The organism is Streptomyces sp. NPDC017936 (assembly GCF_044328485.1).
Classification (GTDB): Bacteria; Actinomycetota; Actinomycetes; order Streptomycetales; family Streptomycetaceae; genus Streptomyces.
On the sequence record NZ_JBIRHK010000007.1, the window covers coordinates 84,036 to 106,809 of the forward strand.

Sequence of the window (22,774 nt, forward strand, 5' to 3'; positions counted from 1 at the left end):
GGAGAGACTCAGATGGTTACTTCGCGCTGGACGGCCGCTCCCGCTCAGGCGGCCTCCTCACGTCGGCGCGGCGCCGTACTCGAACGTGCGATCCTCGATGCCGCCCTGGAGCAACTGGGCACCGTCGGCTGGAACGGCCTCACGATGGAGGGCGTCGCGGCCGGGGCCCAGACCGGCAAAGCGGCCGTCTACCGCCGCTGGCCGTCCAAGGAGGACCTCGTCGCGGACGCCCTGCGGGCCGGGCTGCCCCGGCTGGACGCCGTCCCCGACCTCGGGAGCGTCCGCGAGGACCTGGTGGTGCTGTGCCGCAAGGCGCGCGACGCGATGTTCTCCCGGCCGGGCTTCGCGGTGCGTTCGATCATTCACGAATGTGATCCCGCGCAAGCGGAGCGCTTCCACGCGCTGATCGTCGAAGGTGTGGTGGAGCCGACCGTCAGGGCCTTGCGTGAGGTCATCAACCGGGGAATAGAGCGGGGTGACGTGCGTGCTGGTGCGGCGAACGGTTACGTGCTGGACGCCATTCCGGCGATGATGATGTATCGATCGAAGATGTGCACCAGCGAATGGAATGATCGAGAACTCGAAGAGATGGTCGACCAGCTCATGCTGCCGCTGCTGCGGCCGGCATCCGGCTGAGCCGGCTGCCGGGGCGGTCGTCACCGGTCGGGAACCCTTCAGGGCCGACCGGGGTGTCGCGCGCGGATACGGGCGGCGTACGCTAAGGGCGCCATGCCGTACGAACCACCTACTCACACCGTCGAGCGCTCCCTTCGCGCCACGACCGGAGCGAAGGTCATTGCCGGTGTCGACGAGGTGGGTCGCGGTGCCTGGGCCGGTCCCGTCACCGTCTGTGCGGCGGTCACCGGACTCCGCCGGCCCCCCGTGGGCCTCACCGACTCCAAGCTCCTCTCCGTCAGGCGTCGCAACGAGCTTGCCGTGGAACTGGAGAAGTGGGTGACGTCGTACGCCCTGGGTCATGCCTCCCCGGAGGAGATCGACGACCTGGGGATGACGGCCGCGCTCCGGCTCGCCGCCGTGCGTGCGCTGGACGCCCTTCCGGTCCGCCCCGACGCGGTGATCCTCGACGGGAAGCACGATTACCTCGGTGCGCCCTGGAAGGTCCGCACGGTGATCAAGGGCGACCGGTCCTGCGTGGCGGTCGCGGCGGCCTCGGTGATCGCCAAGGTCCAGCGCGACAAAATGATGGCCGAACTGGGTATCGACCATGCAGACTTCGGTTTTGCGGACAACGCCGGGTATCCGTCGCCCGTGCACAAGGCCGCGCTGGAGGAGCGGGGCCCCACCCCGTACCACCGGTTGTCGTGGGCGTATCTTGATGCGCTGCCCCAGTGGCGGCATCTCAAGAAGGCCCGCGGTTGGGCGGACGGACGCGTTCCGGAGATCGAGGGTCAGCTCGGCTTCGACTTCTGACGATTCCGCTCGCATGTATGTGCCACCCGCTGGCGCGAGCCGCACCAACGTTTGATAAATAACAGCCCATGCCTCTCATTCCCGAGGAGCCTCAGATTCACGAGAGTGCCCAGGGTCCCCGCGCCACTCCGGCCAGCGGCCGCACCGCGCCGACCCCTCGACCCGTACCCGGCCCCCGTCCCGCGGCTCCGTCGCGTCCCGGTCGTCCTGGTTCCCCCAGGCCCACGCCGCCGATGCAGCGCGCACCGCGTGACGTCGCCGCCAAGCCCGGGCCTTCGGCCCCGGCCGTTCCCGTCCCTTCCACCCCGGCGACTCCTCAGGTCCAGCTGATCCCGGCTTCGGCCGAGGGCGCGCTGGACGCTGCGGAAGAGGCCCTGGACCTGCTTCTGGACTCGGGCCGCGCCCCGGGTGACGTGCTGGTGATCACCACCGGCGAGCAGCACCCCTGGGCCGTCCACGAACTGTCCTTCGGTGAGGCGTCCTACTGGGCGCAGCACGACGCGGGTGACGACGTGTTCTACGTGGACGCCGCCGCCGCGGACCGGGCGGGAGTCCGTCCCGTGGTCGTGGTCGCCGTCAACGACGGTTCCGCGGACACCGCGGCCACGGCGCTGCCCCTGGCCCACAAGAGGACCGGCGGCCTGCTGATCGTCTGCGGTGACCCCCAGCGGATCAACGCGGTGCTGGGCGCGGGCGTCTGAGCCGGTCCCGGTTAACCAGGGAGAGCACCGGACTCCAGGAGGCGTCGCCCGGGCGGCACCTCCACGGTGGTTCTCGGCGTGCGCGGATGACGGGAGTCTCGGCGCGCGCACCTCGGCATGCCCTCGACACGGTGCCGCGGCACCGTCCGGCGGGGTGCGCAGTGCGTGCGCTCCTCCGGAGGGCCGCCGTACGCGTCGCCGCGGGTGAGGCCGGTCCACGCGGCGACGTACGTCGATCCGTCGGGCTTCTGGCGCCCTTCAGGGCGCTGTTGTCGCGTGCGCCCGGCCGGCTCCTCTCAGCGGGCGGCCGCGCGGCGCAGGACCTCCGACGCGGCGCCGCCGGTCCTCGGCAGCGGAGGCGGCGCCTCGGACAGGGCGAAGGGCTCGGGAGGGGAATCCGCGTGGGGGCGGCGGCCTCCCCGTCCCTCGCCGAGGACCTGCCAGCCGTCCCGGGTCAGCGTGATGTACGCACCGCAGCGCAGTCCGTGCAGGGTGCAGGCGTCGCGCAGCCCCCACATCCAGGCGCCGTCCTCCTCCGTCCACCGAGCGTCGCCCTCGCGGCAGTAGAGCAGTACGGCGGTACGCACCGGCGTGCGGCGCCGCAGATCGTGCGGGATGACACGGCGCAGCTGGGCGAGGAGCGCGTTGCGGAACATCCAGCCGTCAGCCGATGCCTGACGCCGGGTGAACGAGGCGCTGGCCAGGAGCCGTTCGTCGGGATCGAGCACGGCCACGACCGCGGTGGACGGTCTCGGCCGATGGCGCGCGTGCAGTCCGCTGACGACCTCGCGTGGATTGCGAAGCAGCGGAATGCCGGCCGCGGCCCATTCGGCAGGCTCGAGCAAGCGGTTGGCGGAAGCGGCGGACGCGGACGTCGACAATGATGCCGCCGAGGACGGAGCGAATCCGAAGGTCACGAGCCTCCCTTCGGGTACGGCCCACACAGCGGGCGGGTCGGGATCGGGGGAGCGCACACCGCGGCAAAGCCCTACCGGATCACGGACGAGCCATGCGGGGAGCGGAACTCAATTCTTCCTGTCGAACTTGGATGCGGCAACGAGCAATTGGGGCCACCGACCGTTATGGGACGGTCCGTGTCATATATCCCTACCCAATGGTGATCCGGTGACGCGTGCGATCCCCGTACACGCCCCGTTCACCCGCTGTGCCGACGGCGTTCCCCGCGCCACGGGCCGCCGCACCCCTCGGGCGCCGTGCCGGGAGATCAGCCCTGCACGGCCAGAACCAGGGGCAGCACCCCCTCGGCGCCCGCACGTCGGAGCATCCGGGCCGCTACGGCGAGTGTCCACCCGGTCTCGGTGTAGTCGTCGACGAGGAGAACGGGACCCCGGGCCTCGGACAGGGCGGAAGCGAGCGCGGGCGGCACTTCCAGCATGCCGTCGAGGGCCTTGAGGCGTTGGGCGCTGTTGCTCCGGGGAACGGGCGGCGCGTCACCGGCGTACTCCACCGCGCCCAGCAACGGCAACCGGCCGATGTCCGCGATGCGCGCGCCCAGCGAGCGGATCAACTGCGGGCGTGTACGTGAGGCGACGGTGACCACGCCGACCGGGCGGGCCTGGGCGCCGACCGCTCCCGAGGCCCAGCCGCCGGGCCCCTTGGCCCAGTCGGCCAGCACGTCGACGACGGCCTTCGCCACGTCCTCCGGAACAGGCGCGTCAGCGGCCTGAGGGGCCAGCATCGGGCGGAGGCGATTGCCCCAGCCGATGTCCGACAGCCGCCCCAGGGCCCTCCCGGACGCCGCTTGCTCACCGGCCGGGATCCGGCCCTTGAGGTCCACGCCGATCGCGGGGAGGCCCGTCGGCCACATCCGGCGAGGCTCCACCTCCACGCCGGCCCGGCCCAGGTCGACGCGCGCGGCGTCCAACGCCGTCGCGGACGTCTCGGCGGTGTGGCGGGCCCCCGCGCAGTTGTCGCAGCGTCCGCAGGGCTTGGCCCCCTCGTCGTCGAGCTGGCGCTGCAGGAACTCCATCCGGCAGCCGGTGGTCGACGCGTACTGCCGCATCGCCTCCTGCTCGGCCCTGCGCTGCCGCGCCACCCAGTCGTACCGGTCCGCCTCGTACGTCCAGGGCTGCCCGGTCGCGATCCAGCCGCCCTTGACCCGCTTGACCGCCCCGTCGACGTCCAGCACCTTCAGCATGGTCTCCAGGCGGGAGCGGCGCAGCTCCACCAGAGGCTCCAGGGCGGGCAGCGACACGGGGCCGTTCGCGCGCGTGAGGACGTCGAGCGTGCGGCGCACGAGCTCCTCCGACGGGAAGGCGAGCGACGCGAAGTACTCCCAGATCGCCTCGTCCTCCTTTCCCGGCAGCAAGAGCACCTCGGCGTGCTCGACGCCACGTCCGGCACGGCCCACCTGCTGGTAGTAGGCGATGGGGGACGAGGGGGAGCCCAGGTGCACGACGAAACCCAGGTCCGGCTTGTCGAAGCCCATCCCGAGGGCCGACGTGGCGACCAGGGCCTTGACCTTGTTGCCGAGCAGGTCGTCCTCGGCCTGCTGCCGGTCGGCGTTCTCCGTCCTGCCCGTGTACGAGGCCACGGCGTGCCCGCGCTGCCTGAGGAAGGCGGTGACCTCTTCGGCGGCGGCCACGGTGAGCGTGTAGATGATCCCGGAGCCCGGCAGCTCGTCGAGGTGGTCGGCGAGCCAGGCCATCCGGTGCGCGGCGTCCGGCAGCCGCAGCACCCCCAGGGTGAGGCTCTCGCGGTCGAGCGGGCCGCGCAGCACCAGGGCGTCCGAGGTGCCTCCGGTGCCGAGCTGCTCCGCGACGTCCGCGGTCACGCGCGCGTTGGCGGTCGCGGTCGTCGCGAGGACGGGAACACCCTGCGGGAGGTCGGTGAGCATGGTCCGCAGCCGTCGGTAGTCGGGGCGGAAGTCGTGACCCCAGTCGGAGATGCAGTGGGCCTCGTCGACCACGAGCAGTCCGGTGGTGGCGGCCAGTTCGGGCAGGACCTGGTCACGGAAGTCCGGGTTGTTGAGCCGCTCCGGGCTGACCAGGAGGACGTCGACGTCGCCTGCGGCGATCTCCGCCCGGACGGTCTCCCACTCCTCGGTGTTCGAGGAGTTGATGGTGCGCGCGTGGATGCCGGCCCGGGCGGCGGCCTCGACCTGGTTGCGCATGAGGGCCAGCAGGGGGGAGACGATCACGGTCGGCCCGGCTCCGCGGGCACGGAGCAACGAGGTCGCCACGAAGTACACCGCGGACTTGCCCCAGCCCGTGCGCTGGACGACGAGGGCCCGGCGCCGCTCGGCGACCAGCGCCTCGATCGCCCGCCACTGGTCCTCGCGCAGCCGGGCGGTGCCGGTGGCGTCGCCGACGAGGCGGGCGAGGACGGCGTCGGCGTCGGCCCGGAGATCCGCGTTGCTCGTGTGCTCCATGCGTCCATACAACAGGACGGCACTGACAATCCGGTCCTGGGCGGTCGGCCGGCTCGACATGGCGTGTCCCTGATCGGACTTATCCACAGCCTTGAGCGGAGAGTGACGATCCGCGAGATCGTCTCCGCATGACGAATCACAGCGAAACGACTGGATCCTCCGAAAACGGCGACATCACCGGCCCTGACGTGAGTGAAGGGCCCGCGTCGTACGACGGCCGGATCGCACACGGGGGCCGTGCCCCGCACGGAGGACGACCGCCGTACGACGGCCCGGCCGTGTACGAGGGGCGGCCGCCGTACGACGGAGGCCCGGCGCACCAGGTCACCCTGCGCACCCCGGCCGAGCTCGCGGACGCCCTGCCCTACCTGCTCGGGTACCGGCCCGAGGACAGCATCGTCCTGGTCGCCCTGCACGACCTGGGCGGGCGCGGCCGGTTCGGGGGCCGGGCCCGGCTGGGGATTCCCGCGAACCCGGAGGACTGGAACGCCGTGGCCCGACAGCTGGCCCAGGGGCTCGTGACGGGAAGCGAACGCAGGGGCGCCCGCCCCGCGCAGATGGTCGCCTACCTCTGTCAGGAACCGGCGAGGGGCGAGACGGGCCGCCAGATCATGGAACGGCTGGAGCCACTGGCCCAGCGACTGCGGATCGAGTGCGGTCTGCTCGACATCCCCGTGATCGAGGCACTGTGCATCTCCGACGGCCGTTTCTGGTCGTACTGCTGCTCGGGCCAGGGCTGCTGCCCGGACGAGGGCGTGCCGATGGGCCTGCCCGGCACGTCGGTGCTGGCCGCGGCGGCCACGTACGCCGGCATCCAGGTCCGGGGGACCCTGCGGGAGCTCAGGGCCCGTCTGCTCCCCCTCGAGACCGGCGCGGCGCTGGAGCAGGAGGTCGCGCTCGACACCGCCGGCAGGGCACTGGTCCCCAGGCTCCTCGACGCCGAGAGCCGTGCCGCCGTGGGGGAGGAGACGGTCGCGCTGGCCGGACGGATCATGCGGCGGTTCGCCGAGGCGCCGCCCGTGACCGGGAATCCCACGGCGGACCGCCGGGACGACGAACTGCTCGCTCCCGACGAAGCCGCGAACCTCGTCCTCGGCCTCCAGGACCGGGTGACACGCGACCGCGCGGCCGAGTGGATGGAAGGAGACGAGGCCGCTCCGGCCCTGCGCCTGTGGCGTGCCCTGGCACGCCGTTGTGTCGGCGCCTACGGAGAACACGCCGCGGCGCCCCTCACGCTCGCCGGATGGGTCGCCTGGTCCAGCGGCGACGAACTGGAGGCCAGGGAGGCCCTCGCCATGGCTCTCGGCGCGGATCCCGGTTACCTCTTCGCGCGCCTCCTGCACCAGGCGTGCAACGAGGGCCTCGACCCGGAGTCGGTCCGCCGCTGCCTGCGCGCCGAGCGAGAGGGACGCGAACGCAGGGCGGCGGAGGGGGACCGCTCGTCCCGGGACGGTGAGGACGAGTTCCAGGAAGGGCGAGCCGGTACGGAGGGCCCGGCACCGCGCGACGAGGCGGACGCGCTCCCCGGGCACACCGCACCAGCCGAACTCTTCGGTTCCGACGGAGCGCAGGGCGTCGTGGAACCGGACCCGCGCGGCGCCACCGCGCCGGAGGCGGAACCGGTGCCCGCACCGGCGTCGAGCCGCAGGCGTCGCCGCACGCGCTCGGCGGGGAGCACGGGCGGCCTCCGGCGACCGGGGGCGGGAGAGGGACGTGCCTCACGAGCCGGCACCCGCCGGCCCCGTACATCACCCCCTGGACCCCCTGGCCCGCGTCCCGTCGTGCCGGGGCGGGGAGAGTCCCGTCCCCGCACACGTGCGGCGGGCAAGCCCGCCGCCCGGCGCGAGGGCAGCCGCGCGGAAGACGCACGGACCGACAGCGGCGAGGCCAGGGAAGGGGAGTGAGGCACCGCAGGTGAGGACGGGTCGGTCAGGACGAGGCGGTCTCCTCGCGGCGCCATCAGAGGGTACGGGGCCGACGTGCCCCCTGACCGGGTGGCCGGACGCCGCACCCCCCGCCCACCGGGCGGCCGGACGCCGCACCCCCGCCCACCGGCCGGGGGCCGGGCGTCCCGCACCGCCATCCGGTGGGGCCTGCGCCTCCGAGCGTGACCTGGGGGAGCCCCGCCCCGTTCACCTGAGTGGCGGAACACCCGCACAGGGCGTGCTCCGCAGCGCACCTGCCCCGCCGGGATCCCTTCCCGGCGACGACCACCGCCCGAGGCGCACAGAGAACAGAAGAAGCCACCCCATGCACCAGCCGACTCCGCCCTCCTCCTCCACCGACGGACGGTTCGCCCTCGACGGATCCCCGCCCTTCGCCGGACGAACGGCCGCCCCTTCGCCCGCGGCGGGCTCCGGACGCCCCGGGACCGAGGTCCCGGAGGAGACCGGCACGGGGAGCGCCGAGCCCGCCTCCGCTCCGGAGGGGGCTCCCCGCACCACCGCGGCTCAGGGAGCCCGTGGCACGTACGCCCTCCCGCCGTCCGTCCCGGCACGGCGCGCCGCTCCTGCCCCGCCCCGGAGCGTCGAGCCGCCGGCGGCCCCGGCCGCACCGGGGCCGCGGCGCTCCCGCGACCTGCCCGCCGTCCACACAGCGATGATCTGCGTAGCCCTGCCGGGCCTCGCCGTGTCCACCGAGCAGGGGCAGCTGACCGGGCAGGGACTGGAGGGGTACTACCGGGCGGGCCGACGCCTCCTGTCCCGGTGCCGGGTGCGGGTGGCCGGACAGGAACCCCTGGTGGTGCAGGCCCGGATGACCTCGGCCGACCGGGCGTGCTTCGTCGGCACCCTGCGGGCCGCTCCGCACGGAGGCCCGGACCCGGACGTCGTGGTCGAGCGGATCCGCTCCGCGGACGGCACGGAGCGGCTCACGCTGCACAGCGCCGCCACGCGCCCGCTCCGCCTGCCGGTGGAGGTGGCCCTCGGCACCGACCTCTCCGACCTCGGGGCGATCGCGGCCGGCGTAGTCGCCCCCGACCTGCCCGCCAGCGTCCACGACTCCGGCCTGCGCTGGTCATGCGCCACCGCGAGCTCGTACGTCACGGCCGACCCTCCCCCCGCCGACGCGCTCGCCTCCGCGGGACTCCTGCGCTGGGACTTCGACGTGCCGGCCGGTGGCAGCGTCACCGTGGAGCTGAGAGTCCACCTGGACGGCGCCGGCCCCGTCCGCGCCGTGGGCCGTGCCGCGACGAATCCGCTGGCTCCGGCCCGGGCCACGGGCGACGACCCCCGCGTCCCCACGCTGCTGAGCACGAGCATCGAGGACCTGCGGGCCCTGCTGGTGCGCGACCCCGCGCACCCCACGGACACTCACCTCGCTGCCGGAGCACCGTGGCGCTGCGGGCTGGCCCCGGCCGAGGCCCTCGTCGCGGCCCGTATGACGCTGTCCCTGGGCACCCGGCTCGCCGCAGGCACGCTGCGCACCCTCGCCCGCACCCAGGTCACCGGCCAGGGCCCGCGCTCCGGCCTCATCCCCGGCCCGCGGCGGGACGCGGGCGCCCACCTCCCACCGAGCTGCACGGCGACGGAAGCCACCCTGCTGTTCCCCGTGCTCCTCGCCGAGGCCCGCCGATGGGGACTGCCCGACCAGGAGACGGAGGAGCTCCTTCCGGCGGCCGAGCGCTGCCTGACCTGGCTGTTCCGTGCCGTGGCCCAGCACCCCTACCTGCCCGACCCCCAGCCCGGCGGTCCCGTCCGCTGCGAGACGCAGGCACAGGCCCACCGCGCCGCTCGACTCGGCGCCGACCTGCTCGATGCCTGCGGCAGACCGGGCGGAAGCGAACTGCGGGAGTGGGCGGGGACGCTGCGCGCCCGGTTCCGGCAGGACTTCTGGACCGACGATCCGGCCGGCGGCCGGCCCGCCGCCGCTCTGGCACCGGACGGACGGCCCCTGTGGTACCTCGGTGCGAGCGCCGTCCATCTGCTCGACACCGGTCTGCTGGGCGGCGGCGAGTACGCCCCCGGCCTGCTGGACCAGGCACAGACCGAACAACTGGCCCGTCTCCTCGGCAGCCCGGTCATGGACTGCGGCTGGGGACTGCGGGGGCTGGGCGCGAAGGAGACGGGCCACAACCCCTTCGGTCATCGCAGCGGCGCCGTACGGGTCCACGAGACGGCGATCGCCGTGGCGGGTCTGGCCGCCGCGGGCCACGAGAAGGAGGCCGGTTCGCTGCTGCGGGGCGTCCTGGCGGCGGCCGGAGCCTTCGGCCATCGCCTTCCCGAGATGTACGCGGGGGATCAACGCACCGAGGGCAGTGCTCCGCTGCCTCACCCCGCCGCCTGCCGCCCGGCCGCCGCCGCGGCCGCGGCCGGAGTCCTGATGCTGACCACCACGGTGGGCATCCGCCCCGACGCCCCGGCGGGTACCGTCACCCTGCGCCCCCTGCACAGCGCACCCCTCGGAGAGATCGGGCTCAGCGGACTGCGGGTCGCGGGCGCCCCCTTCTCGGTACGGGTCAGCAGACTCGGACTCGCCATGGTCGAGGAAGCGGCCGACGCCCTGCAACTGAGAGTGTGACCTGGCATGACGCGGAACCGCGCCGCAGCCGGGGCCGGACGGTGACAGCCGTGCCGGACCCCGGAGGACCAGTCGTCGAAGCGGCCGACGGAGGGAGTGTTTATCGTCAGGAAGACGACTATGATCGCCGCATGCCCTACGACCCGTCAGCCTTTCCGCCCTTCGCCGTCACCGTGGACCTGGTGGTGCTGACCGTGCGCCGCCACGCCCTGTGCGCGTTGGCGGTGCGCAGGGGCGAGCCGCCGTTCCAGGGGAGCTGGGCCCTGCCGGGCGGCTTCGTGCGGGCCGACGAGGACCTCACCCAGGCCGCGGCACGCGAACTGGCCGAGGAGACCGGACTGCACGCCCACGATCCGTCCGTGCCGGCTCAGGACCACGGCGCCCACCTGGAACAGCTCGCCACCTACGGCGACCCCAAGCGCGACCCGCGCATGCGGGTCGTCAGCGTCGCCCACCTCGCCCTCGCTCCCGACCTGCCCGCTCCACGGGCCGGCGGGGACGCCAGCAACGCGCGCTGGGCGCCGGTCGAGGAACTGCTGCAGCAGGAGGGCTACGGCCGTGAGGGCGAACCGGTCGCACCGCTCGCCTTCGACCATGCCCAGATCCTCGCCGACGGGGTGGAGCGCGCCCGCTCCAAGATCGAGTACTCATCGCTGGCGACCGCGTTCTGCCCGACGGAGTTCACCGTCGGCGAACTGCGCCGGGTCTACGAAGCGGTGTGGGGTGTGGCGCTCGACCCGCGCAACTTCCACCGCAAGGTGACGGGCACTCCCGGCTTCCTGGTTCCCACGGGCGGCACCACCACACGGCAGGGCGGCCGTCCGGCGCAGCTCTTCCGCGCCGGCGGCGCGACCCTGCTCAACCCGCCGATGCTGCGGCCCGAAGTGTGACGGCTCCGAGGGATCAGGGATCCCGGGCGCGATGCGGGCGCGATGCGGTCCGGTGCCACGCCGACCGCTGACGCTGCCTGCCGGTTCGCGGGACGCCCGGCCCGTGTTCCGACCCCTGTCGCAGGCGTGATGCCGGACATGATCGGGGCCGGGCCTCATCACGGTGGCGCTCCGCGCGCCTCGGCCGACGGCCTCGTCGGCCCGCCCGCGGTCGGGCGACGGTGCGGAGCCGCCCGAGCACCCGAATCACACCGGGCGCCTCCCGTCGCGCTATACCGGAAAAAACGGACATGGCGCGCTATCTTGCTGCGGGTGATCCAGGCCTTCGGACTGACCAGCAATCCCCGCAAGGATCTTCCGCCTGCCCTCGACGACGTCTCCTTCGAAGCGCACGCCGGTGACGTCACCGTGCTGCTCGGCGCGCCGGGTGCGGGCAAGACCACGGCGCTGAGACTCATGCTCGAACTCCAACAGGGCCGTGGTCTCACCTACTTCCGGGGACGCCCCCTGCATCGCATCGCTCACCCCTCGCGCGAGGTCGGCGTCCTCCTGGGCGACGTGCCGGGGCATCCCGCCCGCACCGTGCGCGGTCATCTGCGCATGCTGTGCGCGGCCGCGGGCGTCCCCGCCCGGCGGGCCGACGAAGTCCTCGAGGTGGTCGGTCTGGTCAGCCTGCGCGGCGAACGCCTCGGCACGCTCTCCCGCGGCATGGACCGCAGGCTCGGGCTGGCGTGCGCGCTTCTCGCCGATCCGCACACCCTCGTCCTCGACGACCCGGCCGACGGGCTCTCCGAGCGCGAGAGCCGGTGGCTGCACGGCATGCTGCGCGCGCACGCGGCCCAGGGCGGCACGGTGCTGTCGACCACGGCCGATTCCAAGGAGGCCGCGCGCATCGCCGACCGGGTCGTCACCCTGGACCAGGGGCGGCTCGTCGCCGACCAGGAGGCCGGCGCCTTCGCCCGGACCAGGCTGCGTCCCCGGGTGGCCGTCCGCAGCCCCCATGCCGCCCGCCTCGCCGCCCTGCTCGCCAAGGAGGCCCGCACCGGGCACCGTTCCGTCGAGGTCGTGCAGGAGGGCGGCAACCGGCTCTCCGTGTACGGCAGCACCTGCGCCGACGTGGGTGAGGCGGCCTTCCGGCACGGCATCCTCGTCCACCAACTCGCCGACGAGATCGGTGACATGGGTCCCGGATCCGGAGAGGAGCCTGCGAAGGCCCGGGTGGACGGACGCCCGGCGGGCGGCGCTCACGAAGCCCTTCCCGCCGCCGGGACGCAGACGGCGGAGGGTGAGCGGCGGCGCTCGCCGGTGCCGCACCAGCCGAAGGAACGATCGGCCGACGGCGCGCGGACGTCCCAGGACGGGACGAAGGCGGAACCCTCCGCACCGGACGGCGACGACACGGTGTCCGACGGCTCCCGCACGGTCCTCGTCCCGGCTGCCACCGACGCCCGGTCCACTGCCGGGGAGACGCAGGCCCCGGGTGCCCCGGAGACGCCGGCCCCTGCCGACGGCGCGGCACGGTCCTCCCTCGTCGACGTGGCGCCGCCTTCGTCCGACGGGCCGCAACCCGTCACCGGCCCGGACACGCCCGCGGACGCCCCCATCGCCCCCCGCCCGCCCGCGGGCGCCGTCCGCGGCCCGGTGCCCCACCCCTCGGCCGGGCGGCCCGCCGGTCCCGCCCGGGCCCGCGCCCTCGGAGCCCTGCCGGCCCTTCCGCCCCCCATCTCCGTACGACCCGCCCCCAGCCCTCTGCGCCCCCTCCGCTACGAACTCCGCCGTGCCGCCGGTATCAGCACCGGCTTCCTCACCACCGCCGCCGTACTGATCGTCTCCGCCGTCACCGCCGTCCTGCTGGCGCGCACGGGGCACACCTCGCACCAGCGCCTGCTGGCGGCCTGGCCCGCGCAGTTGCCGCTGCCCCCGGCGGCGCTCGGTGCGGGGCTGGTCGGTGCGCTCGCCTTCGGTGACGAGTTCCGTCATCCCGCCCTCGCCGTGGACCGCGGCACCGTGCCCCGCAGGCTGGGCCTGCTGACCGCGAAGCTCCTCGTCACCGGCGTCACGGCCGTCATGCTGGCCTTCCTCACCGTGGGCTGCGACGCCGAAGTGCTCTATCTCGTCTACGGACGGGAGTTCACGAAGGTTCCCTCCGACTGGCTGCAGCTGAGCGCGGGTTGGATCGCGTTCGTGGTCGGCTGCGCCTGGGCCGGAGTCCTGGCCGCCGGAGTCTTCCGGTCCGCCGCGGCCGGGCTGGCCGCGGTCGTCGCCGTGCCGGTGGTCTGCGTGCCCGCGGTGCAGAAGGCCGTGGAGCACGGGTCGGTGCGGATGGCGGCCGGGCTTTCGGTGCGCTTGCGTGAGGTGTTCCTGCTGCAGTGGCCCTTCGGGGGCGAGCGCTATCTCTCCGCCGCGGTCCGCGTGATCGCCCAACCGGTGGGCGGTGCGCTGACCTTGTCCCTGGCCGCACTGCTGGGCGCGTATCTACTCACGACCGTGCGGAGCAGGATCAGATGACACGTTGGGTAACCATCTGATTGCTTATTGTGCGCAATTCCTCGAAGAAAGCCCATTTCTTTCCGATAAGGCGTCAATTGCGACGGGGTGAGCGATCACCCTTTCGTGTGCTTTTCACCAAAGACCTCAAGGGAGTTGAAGACGGAGCCGACAAAGGATCCGTGAGTACCCTTGCGCACACCATGATGACCGCCGCCCGCTCCAACGACTCCGGTCTGGCCGGCCCGGGCGGACTCGACCGCTACCCCTACGCCGAGGCTCCCGCCGCCGACCGCGCCGGAGCTCCCGTCTGGGAGGGCGCGGAGCCTGAGCTGGGCCGTGTGGGCCGGCGTGCCGCGGGCAGCCGCGGACGCGGGCTCCACGGCCAACTCGTCCAGCAGCTGGGACAGATGATCGTTTCCGGCGATCTGGGTGCCGACCGCCCGCTCGTGCCCGAGGAGATCGGCCAGCGCTTCGAGGTCTCCCGCACCGTCGTTCGCGAGTCGCTCCGCGTCCTGGAGGCCAAGGGCCTGGTCAGCGCCCGGCCGAACGTCGGCACGCGCGTGCGTCCCGTGAGCGACTGGAACCTCCTCGACCCGGACATCATCGAGTGGCGTGCCTTCGGTCCACAGCGCGACGACCAGCGGCGCGAGCTGAGCGAACTGCGCTGGACGATCGAGCCGCTCGCCGCGCGCCTCGCCGCCGGGCACGGGCGCGAGGACGTCCAGCAACGCCTGGCTGACATGATCGACATCATGGGGCACGCCCTGGCCCAGGGTGACGCGCTCACCTACTCCCGTGCCGATGCGGAGTTCCATTCCCTGCTCATCCAGATCGCCGGCAATCGCATGCTGGAGCACCTTTCCGGGATCGTGTCGGCCGCTCTCCAGGTGTCCGGAGGCCCCGTCACGGGCTGTGACCGGCCTCACGAGGCCTCCTTGGTCCATCACCGCAGAATCGTCGACGCCCTCGCCGCGGGCGACGGCACCGGGGCGGAATCGGCCATGCGTCAACTGCTCACGGTTCATCCCGAGGTGGAGCGCGTGGTTCCGGCGCCGCGCGAGCACTGACCGCACCCCCCCCATGGGCGGTGCGGTCGGGGGTGCCTTCCTCCTCCTGCGGCATCCCGCGGCCGGCTCCGTCCACCCGTGGGACCCCGCAGGCCCGTGATCGGGCCTGCGGGGTCCCACGATGCGACATGACGGTCGGGTCGGTCCGGCGGAACGGCCCGACGGGTTGGGCCCCTGCAGCCTGGGTACATGTCGCGGGTGACCGTCTCTGTCTGCTTATGCCCGTTCTTGAGCGCTTACGGGGTGTGACTCGGGCCACGAAGATTAGGCGTAACGCTTGTGGAAACAACGCGATGACCTAAGAGGTGACAGCCGCGGAGGGAATACGGACGCCGTTCAAGGCGCTGTGGAACTCCCCGGTCCCCGCCCGCACCGTCGGCCCATCCCCAGGCCGGTGGTCGGCTCCCGTCCGTCGTGGACGGGGCCGGAAGCCGTTTTCCAACGTTCCGAGAGGTTGTTCGTGTCGGCCAGCACATCCCGTACGCTCCCGCCGGAGATCGCCGAGTCCGTCTCTGTCATGGCGCTCATTGAGCGGGGAAAGGCTGAGGGGCAGATCGCCGGCGACGATGTGCGTCGGGCCTTCGAAGCTGACCAGATTCCGGCCACTCAGTGGAAGAACGTACTGCGCAGCCTCAACCAGATCCTCGAGGAAGAGGGTGTGACGCTGATGGTCAGTGCCGCGGAGCCCAAGCGCACCCGAAAGAGCGTCGCAGCGAAGAGTCCGGCCAAGCGCACCGCCACCAAGACGGTCGCGGCGAAGACGGTGACCACCAGGAAGGCCACCGCCACCACCGCGGCCGCCCCGGCCGCTCCCGCCGTGGACGACGCCGCGGAGGAAGCCGCTCCGGCGAAGAAGGCGGCTGCCAAGAAGGTGACCGCCGCCAAGAAGGCGACCGCCAAGAAGGCCGCCCCCGCGAAGAAGACGGCGGCCAAGAAGACCACCGCCAAGAAGGACGACGTCGAGCTCCTCGAGGACGAGGTCCTGGAGGAGGCCCCCAAGGCGGGCGACGAGCCCGAGGGTGCCGAGAGCGCCGGATTCGTGCTCTCCGACGAGGACGAGGACGACGCCCCCGCGCAGCAGGTGGCCGCGGCCGGCGCCACCGCCGACCCGGTCAAGGACTACCTCAAGCAGATCGGCAAGGTCCCCCTGCTCAACGCCGAGCAGGAGGTCGAACTCGCCAAGCGCATCGAGGCGGGCCTGTTCGCCGAGGACAAGCTGGCCAACGCCGACAAGCTCGCCCCGAAGCTCAAGCGCGAGCTGGAGATCATCGCCGAGGACGGGCGCCGCGCCAAGAACCACCTACTGGAGGCCAACCTCCGTCTGGTCGTCTCCCTGGCCAAGCGCTACACGGGCCGCGGCATGCTCTTCCTGGACCTCATCCAGGAGGGCAACCTCGGTCTGATCCGCGCGGTCGAGAAGTTCGACTACACCAAGGGCTACAAGTTCTCCACGTACGCCACCTGGTGGATCCGGCAGGCAATCACCCGTGCCATGGCCGACCAGGCCCGCACCATCCGTATCCCGGTGCACATGGTCGAGGTCATCAACAAGCTCGCGCGCGTGCAGCGCCAGATGCTCCAGGACCTGGGCCGCGAGCCCACCCCGGAGGAGCTGGCCAAGGAACTCGACATGACCCCGGAGAAGGTCATCGAGGTCCAGAAGTACGGCCGTGAGCCGATCTCGCTGCACACCCCGCTGGGTGAGGACGGCGACAGCGAGTTCGGTGACCTCATCGAGGACTCCGAGGCCGTCGTCCCGGCCGACGCGGTCAGCTTCACGCTCCTCCAGGAGCAGCTGCACTCCGTCCTGGACACCCTGTCCGAGCGCGAGGCGGGCGTCGTCTCCATGCGCTTCGGTCTCACCGACGGTCAGCCGAAGACCCTCGACGAGATCGGCAAGGTGTACGGCGTCACGCGTGAGCGCATCCGCCAGATCGAGTCCAAGACCATGTCGAAGCTGCGCCACCCGTCGCGGTCGCAGGTGCTGCGCGACTACCTCGACTGAGGCGCGGCGGCAGGACGACGCGGAAGGCCCGGTTCCCCCGAGGGAGCCGGGCCTTCGGCTTCGGTACGGGGGTGCGCGCCGCCGGCAGCTGCCTCACTGTGGGTGTTCATCAGTCACTCCAGAGTGAGGAGCGTGCATGCGTCGTCCCTTTGTCCGGGCCTTGACCCGGCCCTTGGTCCTGGCGGCCGCAGCCATGGCGATACCGCTGGTGGCCGCCGCTCCGGCGGCCTCGGACGGTGTCGTGGTGGGGGGTTTCCCGGTCGACGTCTCCACCAGTCCCTGGACCGTCGCGTTGTCCAGTCGTGACCGGTTCGGCGGTATGCGCTCGGGACAGTTCTGCGGGGGTGTGGTGGTCGGCCCGTCCACCGTCCTCACCGCGGCCCACTGCATGGGCGAGGAGGTCCTGGGATCGCCGAGGACGACCGATCTGGCGGTCGTCGCGGGCCGTACGGACCTGTACGCGGACACGGGCCGGGAGATCGCCGTGCGTGAGGTCTGGGTCAATCCCGCCTACGACAGTTCCAGCAACTCGGGGGACTTCGCCGTGCTCGAGCTCGCGGAGGCGCTGCCGCAGTCCTCCGTCATCGGTATGGCCGCGGTGGGCGATCCGGCGTACCAGCCGGGGACGGAGGCCCTGGTGTACGGCTGGGGCGACACCCGGGGGGTCGGCGCCTACGCCCCCACCCTGAGGGCCGCCCGCGTGCACGTGCTGTCCGACAGCCTGTGCGAGGGGGCGTATCCCGGGCCGGCCGACGGCACGTACCTGCCGGCGTCCATGGTGTGCGCCGGAGAGGCGGGGGGCGGCCGCGACGCCTGTCAGGGGGACAGCGGCGGACCGCTGGTGGCACGGGGCCGTCTGATCGGGCTCGTGTCGTGGGGGAACGGCTGCGGACGGCCGGGCAACCCGGGCGTCTACACGCGGGTGTCCGAGATCCTGCGGGTGCTGCGCTGGGACGCCGGCTCCCGGAAGCTGCCCCGGACCGCCTGACGGGCCCGGATGCCGCTCATCACGTCATGAAGGCGAACGAGTGCGGGCGGCCGCCCCCGGGAACGGGGGCGTCCGCCCGCATGCCGGCCTGTACCGGATCTGGCTCGTCGTGGAACGCGAACGGTCAGCGCTCTTCTTCTGAGGCGGTTGCGGGAGCGGTCGTCAGCCGCTCCGTCTCGTCCTGTATCTCAGCGGCGATCTTCTTGAGTTCCGGCTCGAACTTGCGGCCGTGGTGGGCGCAGAAGAGCAGTTCTCCGCCGCTGAGCAGGACCACGCGCACGTACGCCTGGGCGCCGCAGCGGTCGCAGCGGTCAGCGGCCGTCAGCGGGCTCGCGGGGGTCAGAACAGTAGTCACGTCGCCTCTTCTCTAGCTCGACGAGCTGTCGTACCAGGGTCAACATCCAACCAGCCCCAAACGTTCCCGCTCGTGGCTTCTTCTCGAAAATTTCTTCCGAGGTGGCCGTCTGCTGCCGGTTTGGCGGCGAATGTGCCGTATTGCGTGTCTGTCGTGTCTTACGGTTTCGCGCTGTCGGTCATGGATCCGTCCTCCCGGCTGGATTGCCGGTTTGTTCATGAGGACGTGCCCGGAGCCTAAATGGTTCATGCCTCGAAGGGAACGTGATATGTACTTCACTCCATGGAGGGATCGAACACTCATACGACTCTGGACTAGTCTGAGTTCAGACGAGGGTGGCGTTACAACGGCTCTACCAGGCCTCGGTACCCTCTTGGCGGCGACCCAAGCCGCGCCCTTCCCCACTAGGGCCCACCTGAAATTCAGCGAGGAGCGAACCGCGTGACCGCCGAGACGTCCGTGCCGTCCACAGCGCTGCTGGCAGGAGCAGACCGGGACGGTTCCAACTACACCGCGCGGCACCTGCTCGTCCTCGAGGGCCTCGAGGCCGTGCGCAAGCGCCCGGGTATGTACATCGGCTCCACCGACAGCCGTGGTCTGATGCACTGCCTCTGGGAGATCATCGACAACTCCGTCGACGAGGCTCTCGGTGGTTACTGCGATCACATCGAAGTGATCCTGCACGACGACGGCTCGGTGGAGGTCCGTGACAACGGCCGGGGCATCCCGGTCGACGTCGAGCCCAAGACCGGCATGTCCGGCGTCGAGGTCGTCATGACCAAGCTGCACGCCGGCGGCAAGTTCGGCGGCGGCTCCTACGCCGCTTCCGGCGGCCTGCACGGCGTCGGCGCGTCCGTGGTGAACGCGCTGTCCGCCCGCCTGGACGTCGAGGTCGACCGTGGGGGGCACACGCACGCGATCAGCTTCCGCCGCGGCGTCCCCGGCGCGTTCGCCGCCGACGGGGCGGACGCCAGGTTCGAGGCGAAGAGCGGCCTGCGCAAGGCCAAGAAGATCGCCAGGACCCGCACCGGCACGCGCGTGCGGTACTGGGCCGACCGCCAGATCTTCCTCAAGGACGCCAAGCTCTCCCTGGAGACCCTCCACCAGCGCGCTCGCCAGACCGCGTTCCTGGTGCCCGGTCTCACCATCGTCGTCCGGGACGAGTACGGCCTCGGCGAGGGCGGCAGCAAGGGCGAGGAATCCTTCCGCTTCGACGGCGGCATCAGTGAGTTCTGCGAGTACCTGGCCACCGACAGGCCCGTCTGCGACGTCCTCCGCTTCACCGGCCAGGGCACCTTCAAGGAAACGGTCCCGGTCCTGGACGACCACGGCCAGATGACCCCGACCGAGGTGACCCGCGAACTCGGCGTCGACGTGGCGCTGCGCTGGGGCACGGGCTACGACACGACCATGCGGTCGTTCGTCAACATCATCGCCACCCCCAAGGGCGGCACGCACGTGGCCGGCTTCGAGCAGGCCGTCACGAAGACGCTCAACGAGGTCCTGCGTGCGAAGAAGCTGCTGCGCGTCGCCGAGGACGACATCGTCAAGGACGACGCGATGGAGGGCCTGACCGCGGTCGTCACGGTCCGTCTCGCCGAGCCGCAGTTCGAGGGGCAGACGAAGGAGGTCCTCGGCACGTCGGCGGCCCGCCGCATCGTGAACACCGTGATCTCCAAGGAGCTCAAGGCGTTCCTGACGTCCACCAAGCGGGACGCCGCGGCCCAGGCGCGGGTCGTCATGGAGAAGGCGGTCGCCGCCGCCCGCACCCGTATCGCCGCCCGCCAGCACAAGGACGCCCAGCGCCGGAAGACGGCACTGGAGTCCTCGTCCCTGCCCGCCAAGCTCGCCGACTGCCGCAGCGACGACGTCGACCGCAGCGAGCTGTTCATCGTCGAGGGGGACTCCGCGCTCGGCACGGCGAAGCTCGCCCGGAACTCCGAGTTCCAGGCGCTGCTGCCGATCCGCGGCAAGATCCTCAACGTCCAGAAGTCCTCCGTGACCGACATGCTCAAGAACGCCGAGTGCGGCGCGATCATCCAGGTCATAGGGGCGGGCTCCGGACGGACCTTCGACATCGACGCGGCCCGCTACGGCAAGATCATCATGATGACCGACGCCGATGTGGACGGCTCCCACATCCGGTGCCTGCTGCTGACGCTGTTCCAGCGCTACATGCGGCCCATGGTGGAGGCCGGCCGGGTGTTCGCCGCGGTGCCGCCGCTGCACCGCATCGAGCTCGTCCAGCCCAAGAAGGGCCAGGACAAGTACGTCTACACCTACTCGGACCGTGAGCTGCGCGACAAGCTCATGGAGTTCCAGAGCAAGAACGTCCGGTACAAGGACTCCATCCAGCGCTACAAGGGCCTCGGCGAGATGGACGCCGACCAGCTGGCCGAGACGACGATGGACCCGCGTCACCGCACCCTGCGCCGCATCAACCTCTCCGACCTGGAGGCGGCGGAGCAGGTCTTCGACCTGCTCATGGGCAACGACGTCGCACCGCGCAAGGAGTTCATCTCCAGCTCGGCGGCGACGCTGGACCGGTCGCGCATCGACGCGTAGGCGTGCGGGGACGCTGTGCCGCGCCCGGCTGCCGCACGGCCCCGTGCGCGGGCCCGGTCGTGAGACGCGGGCCCGTTCGCGGTGCCTCACGCGTACGGCGAGGGGCTGGTGCGGCCGCCGGCGGAGTGACGGCCCTGGTCACCTGATGGGGTGAAGAGCAAGGGGAAGAAGAGTCAGGGATCTTCCCGTTCTGTCCATCCTTGGGCATGCAGTCAAGCAACAGCCGTTCCTGTGACAGCAGGGACGGTTCCGAAAGTTCGGGCGACCACGAGCCAGGCCACGGAGTGGTGTTCGGCGAAGCCTCAGGAAGCGTGCGGTACGAGGACCCGTGGTACGAGGCGCTCGCCTCGGGCTGGGGCGAGTCGGCCACGGTGAGCGGACCGCCGGGAGAGGCGCCGGCAGCACGCCGGGAGCCGGCGGACAAGGCCGTGGCGGCGGCCCAGATCTACCTGGAAGTGCAGCGCAGCGCGGCCTTTCAGGAAGTGCGCAGCCGCTACCGCCGGTTCGTGGTGCCGGCGGTCGCCGGTTTCTTCCTCTGGTACGTGGGCTACGTCGTGACGGCCACGACCGCGCCCGGCTTCATGGCGCGGCCCGTCGTCGGCGCGGTGAACGTGGCCCTGCTCGCAGGACTGGGGCAGTTCCTCAGCACGTTCCTGCTCACCTGGGCCTACTCCCGGCACGCGCGGCTGCGCAGGGACCGTGCCGCGCTCGAAGTGCGCTGGGACACCCAGGAGCTGACGCGCGGGGCCGGAGGCGGTGCGGCATGACGGACGATCACCAGACGCTGAGCCTGCTGCTGTTCAGCGCCTTCATCGCGGTCACGCTGGCGATCACCACGTGGGTGAGCCGGAAGCGGCAGGGCTCGGCCGAGGAGTTCTACGCCGGCGGGCGGCTGTTCTCGCCCGTGGAAAACGGTTTTGCCATCGCGGGGGACTACATGTCGGCCGCGTCCTTCCTCGGCATCTCCGGCCTCATCGCCCTTTTCGGCTACGACGGACTGCTGTATTCGGTCGGCTTCCTGGTGGCCTGGCTGGTGGTGCTGCTCCTCGTCGCCGAACTGGTGCGCAACTGCGGGCGGTTCACACTGGCCGACGTGGTGGCCGCCCGGATGACCGAGCGGCCGGTGCGGATCGCGGCGGGAGCCTCTTCGGTCACCGTGTCCGTGCTCTACCTCGTGGCGCAGATGGTGGGGGCGGGCAGCCTGGTCGCGCTTCTCCTCGGCAGAACCGGAGAGGCCGCCCAGGCCTGGACCGTCATCGGTGTCGGCGCTCTGATGGTGATCTACGTGTCGCTGGGAGGGATGCGGGCCACCACCTGGATCCAGATCGTGAAGGCGGTGCTGCTGCTCGGCGGCACCGTCGCGCTCACCGTGCTCGTCCTGGTGCGCTTCCACGGTGACGTCGACCGGTTGCTGCGCACGGCGGCGGAGCACAGCGGGCACGGTGCCGCGTTCCTGGCGCCGGGGCTGAAGTACGGCGGGGACTGGACCGCGCGCTTCGACTTCATGAGCCTGGGGCTGGCCCTGGTCCTGGGCACGGCCGGCCTGCCGCACATCCTGTCCCGCTTCTACACGGTGCCGACCGCGCGGGCCGCCCGGCGTTCGGTCGTCTGGTCGGTCGGGCTCATCGGCGGGTTCTACCTGATGACCATCGTCCTCGGCTTCGGCGCGGCGGCGATCGTCGGCCCGGACGCGGTCCGCAGCTCGAACGCGTCCGGGAACACGGCCGTCCCGCTCCTCGCCCTCGACCTGGGCGGCGGAGCCGGCTCCACGGGGGGAACGGTCCTGTTCGCCGTCGTGGCAGCCGTCGCCTTCGCCACGATCCTCGCGGTCGTCGCCGGCATCACGCTCGCCTCCTCGGCGTCGGTGGCCCACGACCTGTACGCCTCCTTGCGGCGCAAGCACACCCGGCCGCTCGGCGAGGTGGCGGTGGCGCGGATCGCCGCCGTCGGGATCGGCGTGGTGGCGATCGGTCTCGGCCTGCTGGCCCGCGACCTCAACGTCGCCTTCCTCGTGGGGCTCGCCTTCGCCGTCGCCGCGTCCGCGAACCTTCCGGTCCTGCTCTACTCGCTCTTCTGGCGGGGCTTCACCACGCGAGGGGCCGTGTGGGCGGTGTACGGGGGACTGGTGCCGGCGCTGGTGCTGGTCCTGCTGTCCCCGGTGGTGTCGGGCAGCCCCCAGTCGCTCTTCCCCGGCCTCGACTTCCAGTTCTTCCCGCTGCAGAACCCCGGCCTCGTCTCGATCCCGCTGGGCTTCCTCGCCGGCTGGCTCGGCACGGTCACCTCCTCCGAGGTCGCCGACGAAGCCAAGCACGCGGAGACCGAGGTGCGGTCGCTGACGGGGGCGGGTGCCGTCTAGGGCCTTCCTTTCGGATC

General features: G+C 72.0%; 16 protein-coding genes. 13 read left to right on the forward strand and 3 right to left on the reverse strand.

Annotated elements, in window-relative coordinates; all coding sequences use genetic code 11:
- Positions 1-12 precede the first annotated feature (12 nt).
- The 3 genes from ACH4F6_RS16255 (at position 13) to ACH4F6_RS16265 (ending at position 2,132) form a co-directional block, all read left to right on the forward strand.
- Positions 13-636 (forward strand): TetR/AcrR family transcriptional regulator, encoded by a 624-nt coding sequence (locus ACH4F6_RS16255; RefSeq protein WP_397960802.1) that lies wholly within the window; start codon positions 13-15, stop codon positions 634-636.
- Between the two features lie 93 nt (positions 637-729).
- Positions 730-1,431 carry a ribonuclease HII gene (locus ACH4F6_RS16260; RefSeq protein ID WP_397960803.1) on the forward strand — a complete coding sequence of 234 codons (702 nt, stop codon included), beginning with the start codon at positions 730-732 and terminating at the stop codon, positions 1,429-1,431.
- Between the two features lie 68 nt (positions 1,432-1,499).
- Positions 1,500-2,132, forward strand: a complete 633-nt coding sequence (locus tag ACH4F6_RS16265) for a hypothetical protein (protein WP_397960804.1) — start codon at positions 1,500-1,502, stop codon at positions 2,130-2,132.
- A gap of 296 nt (positions 2,133-2,428) precedes the next feature.
- On the opposite strand, the gene ACH4F6_RS16270 is transcribed toward ACH4F6_RS16265, so the two are convergent.
- Both ACH4F6_RS16270 and ACH4F6_RS16275 read right to left on the reverse strand, forming a co-directional pair.
- Complete coding sequence (locus ACH4F6_RS16270; protein WP_397960805.1) at positions 2,429-3,049, reverse strand: hypothetical protein; 621 nt, start codon at positions 3,047-3,049, stop codon at positions 2,429-2,431.
- 308 nt (positions 3,050-3,357) lie between these two features.
- Complete coding sequence (locus ACH4F6_RS16275; protein WP_397960806.1) at positions 3,358-5,523, reverse strand: RecQ family ATP-dependent DNA helicase; 2,166 nt, start codon at positions 5,521-5,523, stop codon at positions 3,358-3,360.
- 128 nt (positions 5,524-5,651) lie between these two features.
- On the opposite strand from ACH4F6_RS16275, the gene ACH4F6_RS16280 reads away from it, so the two are divergent.
- From ACH4F6_RS16280 to ACH4F6_RS16310, 7 genes are all read left to right on the forward strand, one after another.
- Positions 5,652-7,427, forward strand: a complete 1,776-nt coding sequence (locus ACH4F6_RS16280) for a DUF4192 family protein (RefSeq protein ID WP_397960807.1) — start codon at positions 5,652-5,654, stop codon at positions 7,425-7,427.
- Positions 7,428-8,121: 694 nt separating this feature from the next.
- On the forward strand, positions 8,122-10,041 hold the full coding sequence (locus tag ACH4F6_RS16285; protein WP_397961128.1) for a glycogen debranching N-terminal domain-containing protein: 1,920 nt from the start codon (positions 8,122-8,124) through the stop codon (positions 10,039-10,041).
- 131 nt (positions 10,042-10,172) lie between these two features.
- Positions 10,173-10,931: an NUDIX domain-containing protein gene (locus ACH4F6_RS16290; protein WP_397960808.1), complete on the forward strand. Its 759-nt coding sequence runs from the start codon at positions 10,173-10,175 to the stop codon at positions 10,929-10,931.
- Between the two features lie 312 nt (positions 10,932-11,243).
- A complete protein-coding gene (locus tag ACH4F6_RS16295) occupies positions 11,244-13,439 on the forward strand; it encodes an ATP-binding cassette domain-containing protein (protein WP_397960809.1) in 2,196 nt (731 codons plus the stop codon).
- 161 nt (positions 13,440-13,600) lie between these two features.
- On the forward strand, positions 13,601-14,488 hold the full coding sequence (locus tag ACH4F6_RS16300; RefSeq protein WP_397960810.1) for a FadR/GntR family transcriptional regulator: 888 nt from the start codon (positions 13,601-13,603) through the stop codon (positions 14,486-14,488).
- A gap of 460 nt (positions 14,489-14,948) precedes the next feature.
- Positions 14,949-16,493, forward strand: a complete 1,545-nt coding sequence (locus ACH4F6_RS16305) for an RNA polymerase sigma factor (protein WP_397960812.1) — start codon at positions 14,949-14,951, stop codon at positions 16,491-16,493.
- 136 nt (positions 16,494-16,629) lie between these two features.
- On the forward strand, positions 16,630-17,481 hold the full coding sequence (locus tag ACH4F6_RS16310; RefSeq protein ID WP_397960813.1) for a S1 family peptidase: 852 nt from the start codon (positions 16,630-16,632) through the stop codon (positions 17,479-17,481).
- Between the two features lie 124 nt (positions 17,482-17,605).
- Here ACH4F6_RS16310 and ACH4F6_RS16315 read toward each other — a convergent pair whose 3' ends face one another.
- Positions 17,606-17,836: a hypothetical protein gene (locus tag ACH4F6_RS16315; protein ID WP_397960814.1), complete on the reverse strand. Its 231-nt coding sequence runs from the start codon at positions 17,834-17,836 to the stop codon at positions 17,606-17,608.
- A 441-nt stretch (positions 17,837-18,277) separates the two neighbouring features.
- Here ACH4F6_RS16315 and ACH4F6_RS16320 point away from each other — a divergent pair, with 441 nt between their 5' ends.
- The 3 genes from ACH4F6_RS16320 to ACH4F6_RS16330 all read left to right on the forward strand — a co-directional run bounded on the left by ACH4F6_RS16320 (position 18,278) and on the right by ACH4F6_RS16330 (position 22,757).
- On the forward strand, positions 18,278-20,401 hold the full coding sequence (locus ACH4F6_RS16320; protein ID WP_397960815.1) for a type IIA DNA topoisomerase subunit B: 2,124 nt from the start codon (positions 18,278-18,280) through the stop codon (positions 20,399-20,401).
- Positions 20,402-20,607: 206 nt separating this feature from the next.
- A complete protein-coding gene (locus ACH4F6_RS16325; RefSeq protein ID WP_397960816.1) occupies positions 20,608-21,168 on the forward strand; it encodes a DUF485 domain-containing protein in 561 nt (186 codons plus the stop codon).
- Positions 21,165-22,757, forward strand: a complete 1,593-nt coding sequence (locus ACH4F6_RS16330) for a cation acetate symporter (protein ID WP_397960817.1) — start codon at positions 21,165-21,167, stop codon at positions 22,755-22,757. Before ACH4F6_RS16325 ends, ACH4F6_RS16330 begins: the two co-directional genes overlap by 4 nt.
- The last annotated feature ends 17 nt before the right edge of the window (positions 22,758-22,774 follow it).

Bases quoted from the DNA above. Each gene is read 5' to 3' on its own strand.
- ACH4F6_RS16255 (WP_397960802.1), top strand. From the start codon at position 13: ATGGTTACTTCGCGCTGGACGGCCGCTCCCGCTCAGGCGGCCTCCTCA.
- ACH4F6_RS16260 (WP_397960803.1), top strand. From the start codon at position 730: ATGCCGTACGAACCACCTACTCACACCGTCGAGCGCTCCCTTCGCGCC.
- ACH4F6_RS16265 (WP_397960804.1), top strand. From the start codon at position 1,500: ATGCCTCTCATTCCCGAGGAGCCTCAGATTCACGAGAGTGCCCAGGGT.
- ACH4F6_RS16275 (WP_397960806.1), bottom strand. From the start codon at position 5,523: ATGGAGCACACGAGCAACGCGGATCTCCGGGCCGACGCCGACGCCGTC.
- ACH4F6_RS16280 (WP_397960807.1), top strand. From the start codon at position 5,652: ATGACGAATCACAGCGAAACGACTGGATCCTCCGAAAACGGCGACATC.
- ACH4F6_RS16285 (WP_397961128.1), top strand. From the start codon at position 8,122: ATGATCTGCGTAGCCCTGCCGGGCCTCGCCGTGTCCACCGAGCAGGGG.
- ACH4F6_RS16290 (WP_397960808.1), top strand. From the start codon at position 10,173: ATGCCCTACGACCCGTCAGCCTTTCCGCCCTTCGCCGTCACCGTGGAC.
- ACH4F6_RS16310 (WP_397960813.1), top strand. From the start codon at position 16,630: ATGCGTCGTCCCTTTGTCCGGGCCTTGACCCGGCCCTTGGTCCTGGCG.
- ACH4F6_RS16325 (WP_397960816.1), top strand. From the start codon at position 20,608: ATGCAGTCAAGCAACAGCCGTTCCTGTGACAGCAGGGACGGTTCCGAA.
- ACH4F6_RS16330 (WP_397960817.1), top strand. From the start codon at position 21,165: ATGACGGACGATCACCAGACGCTGAGCCTGCTGCTGTTCAGCGCCTTC.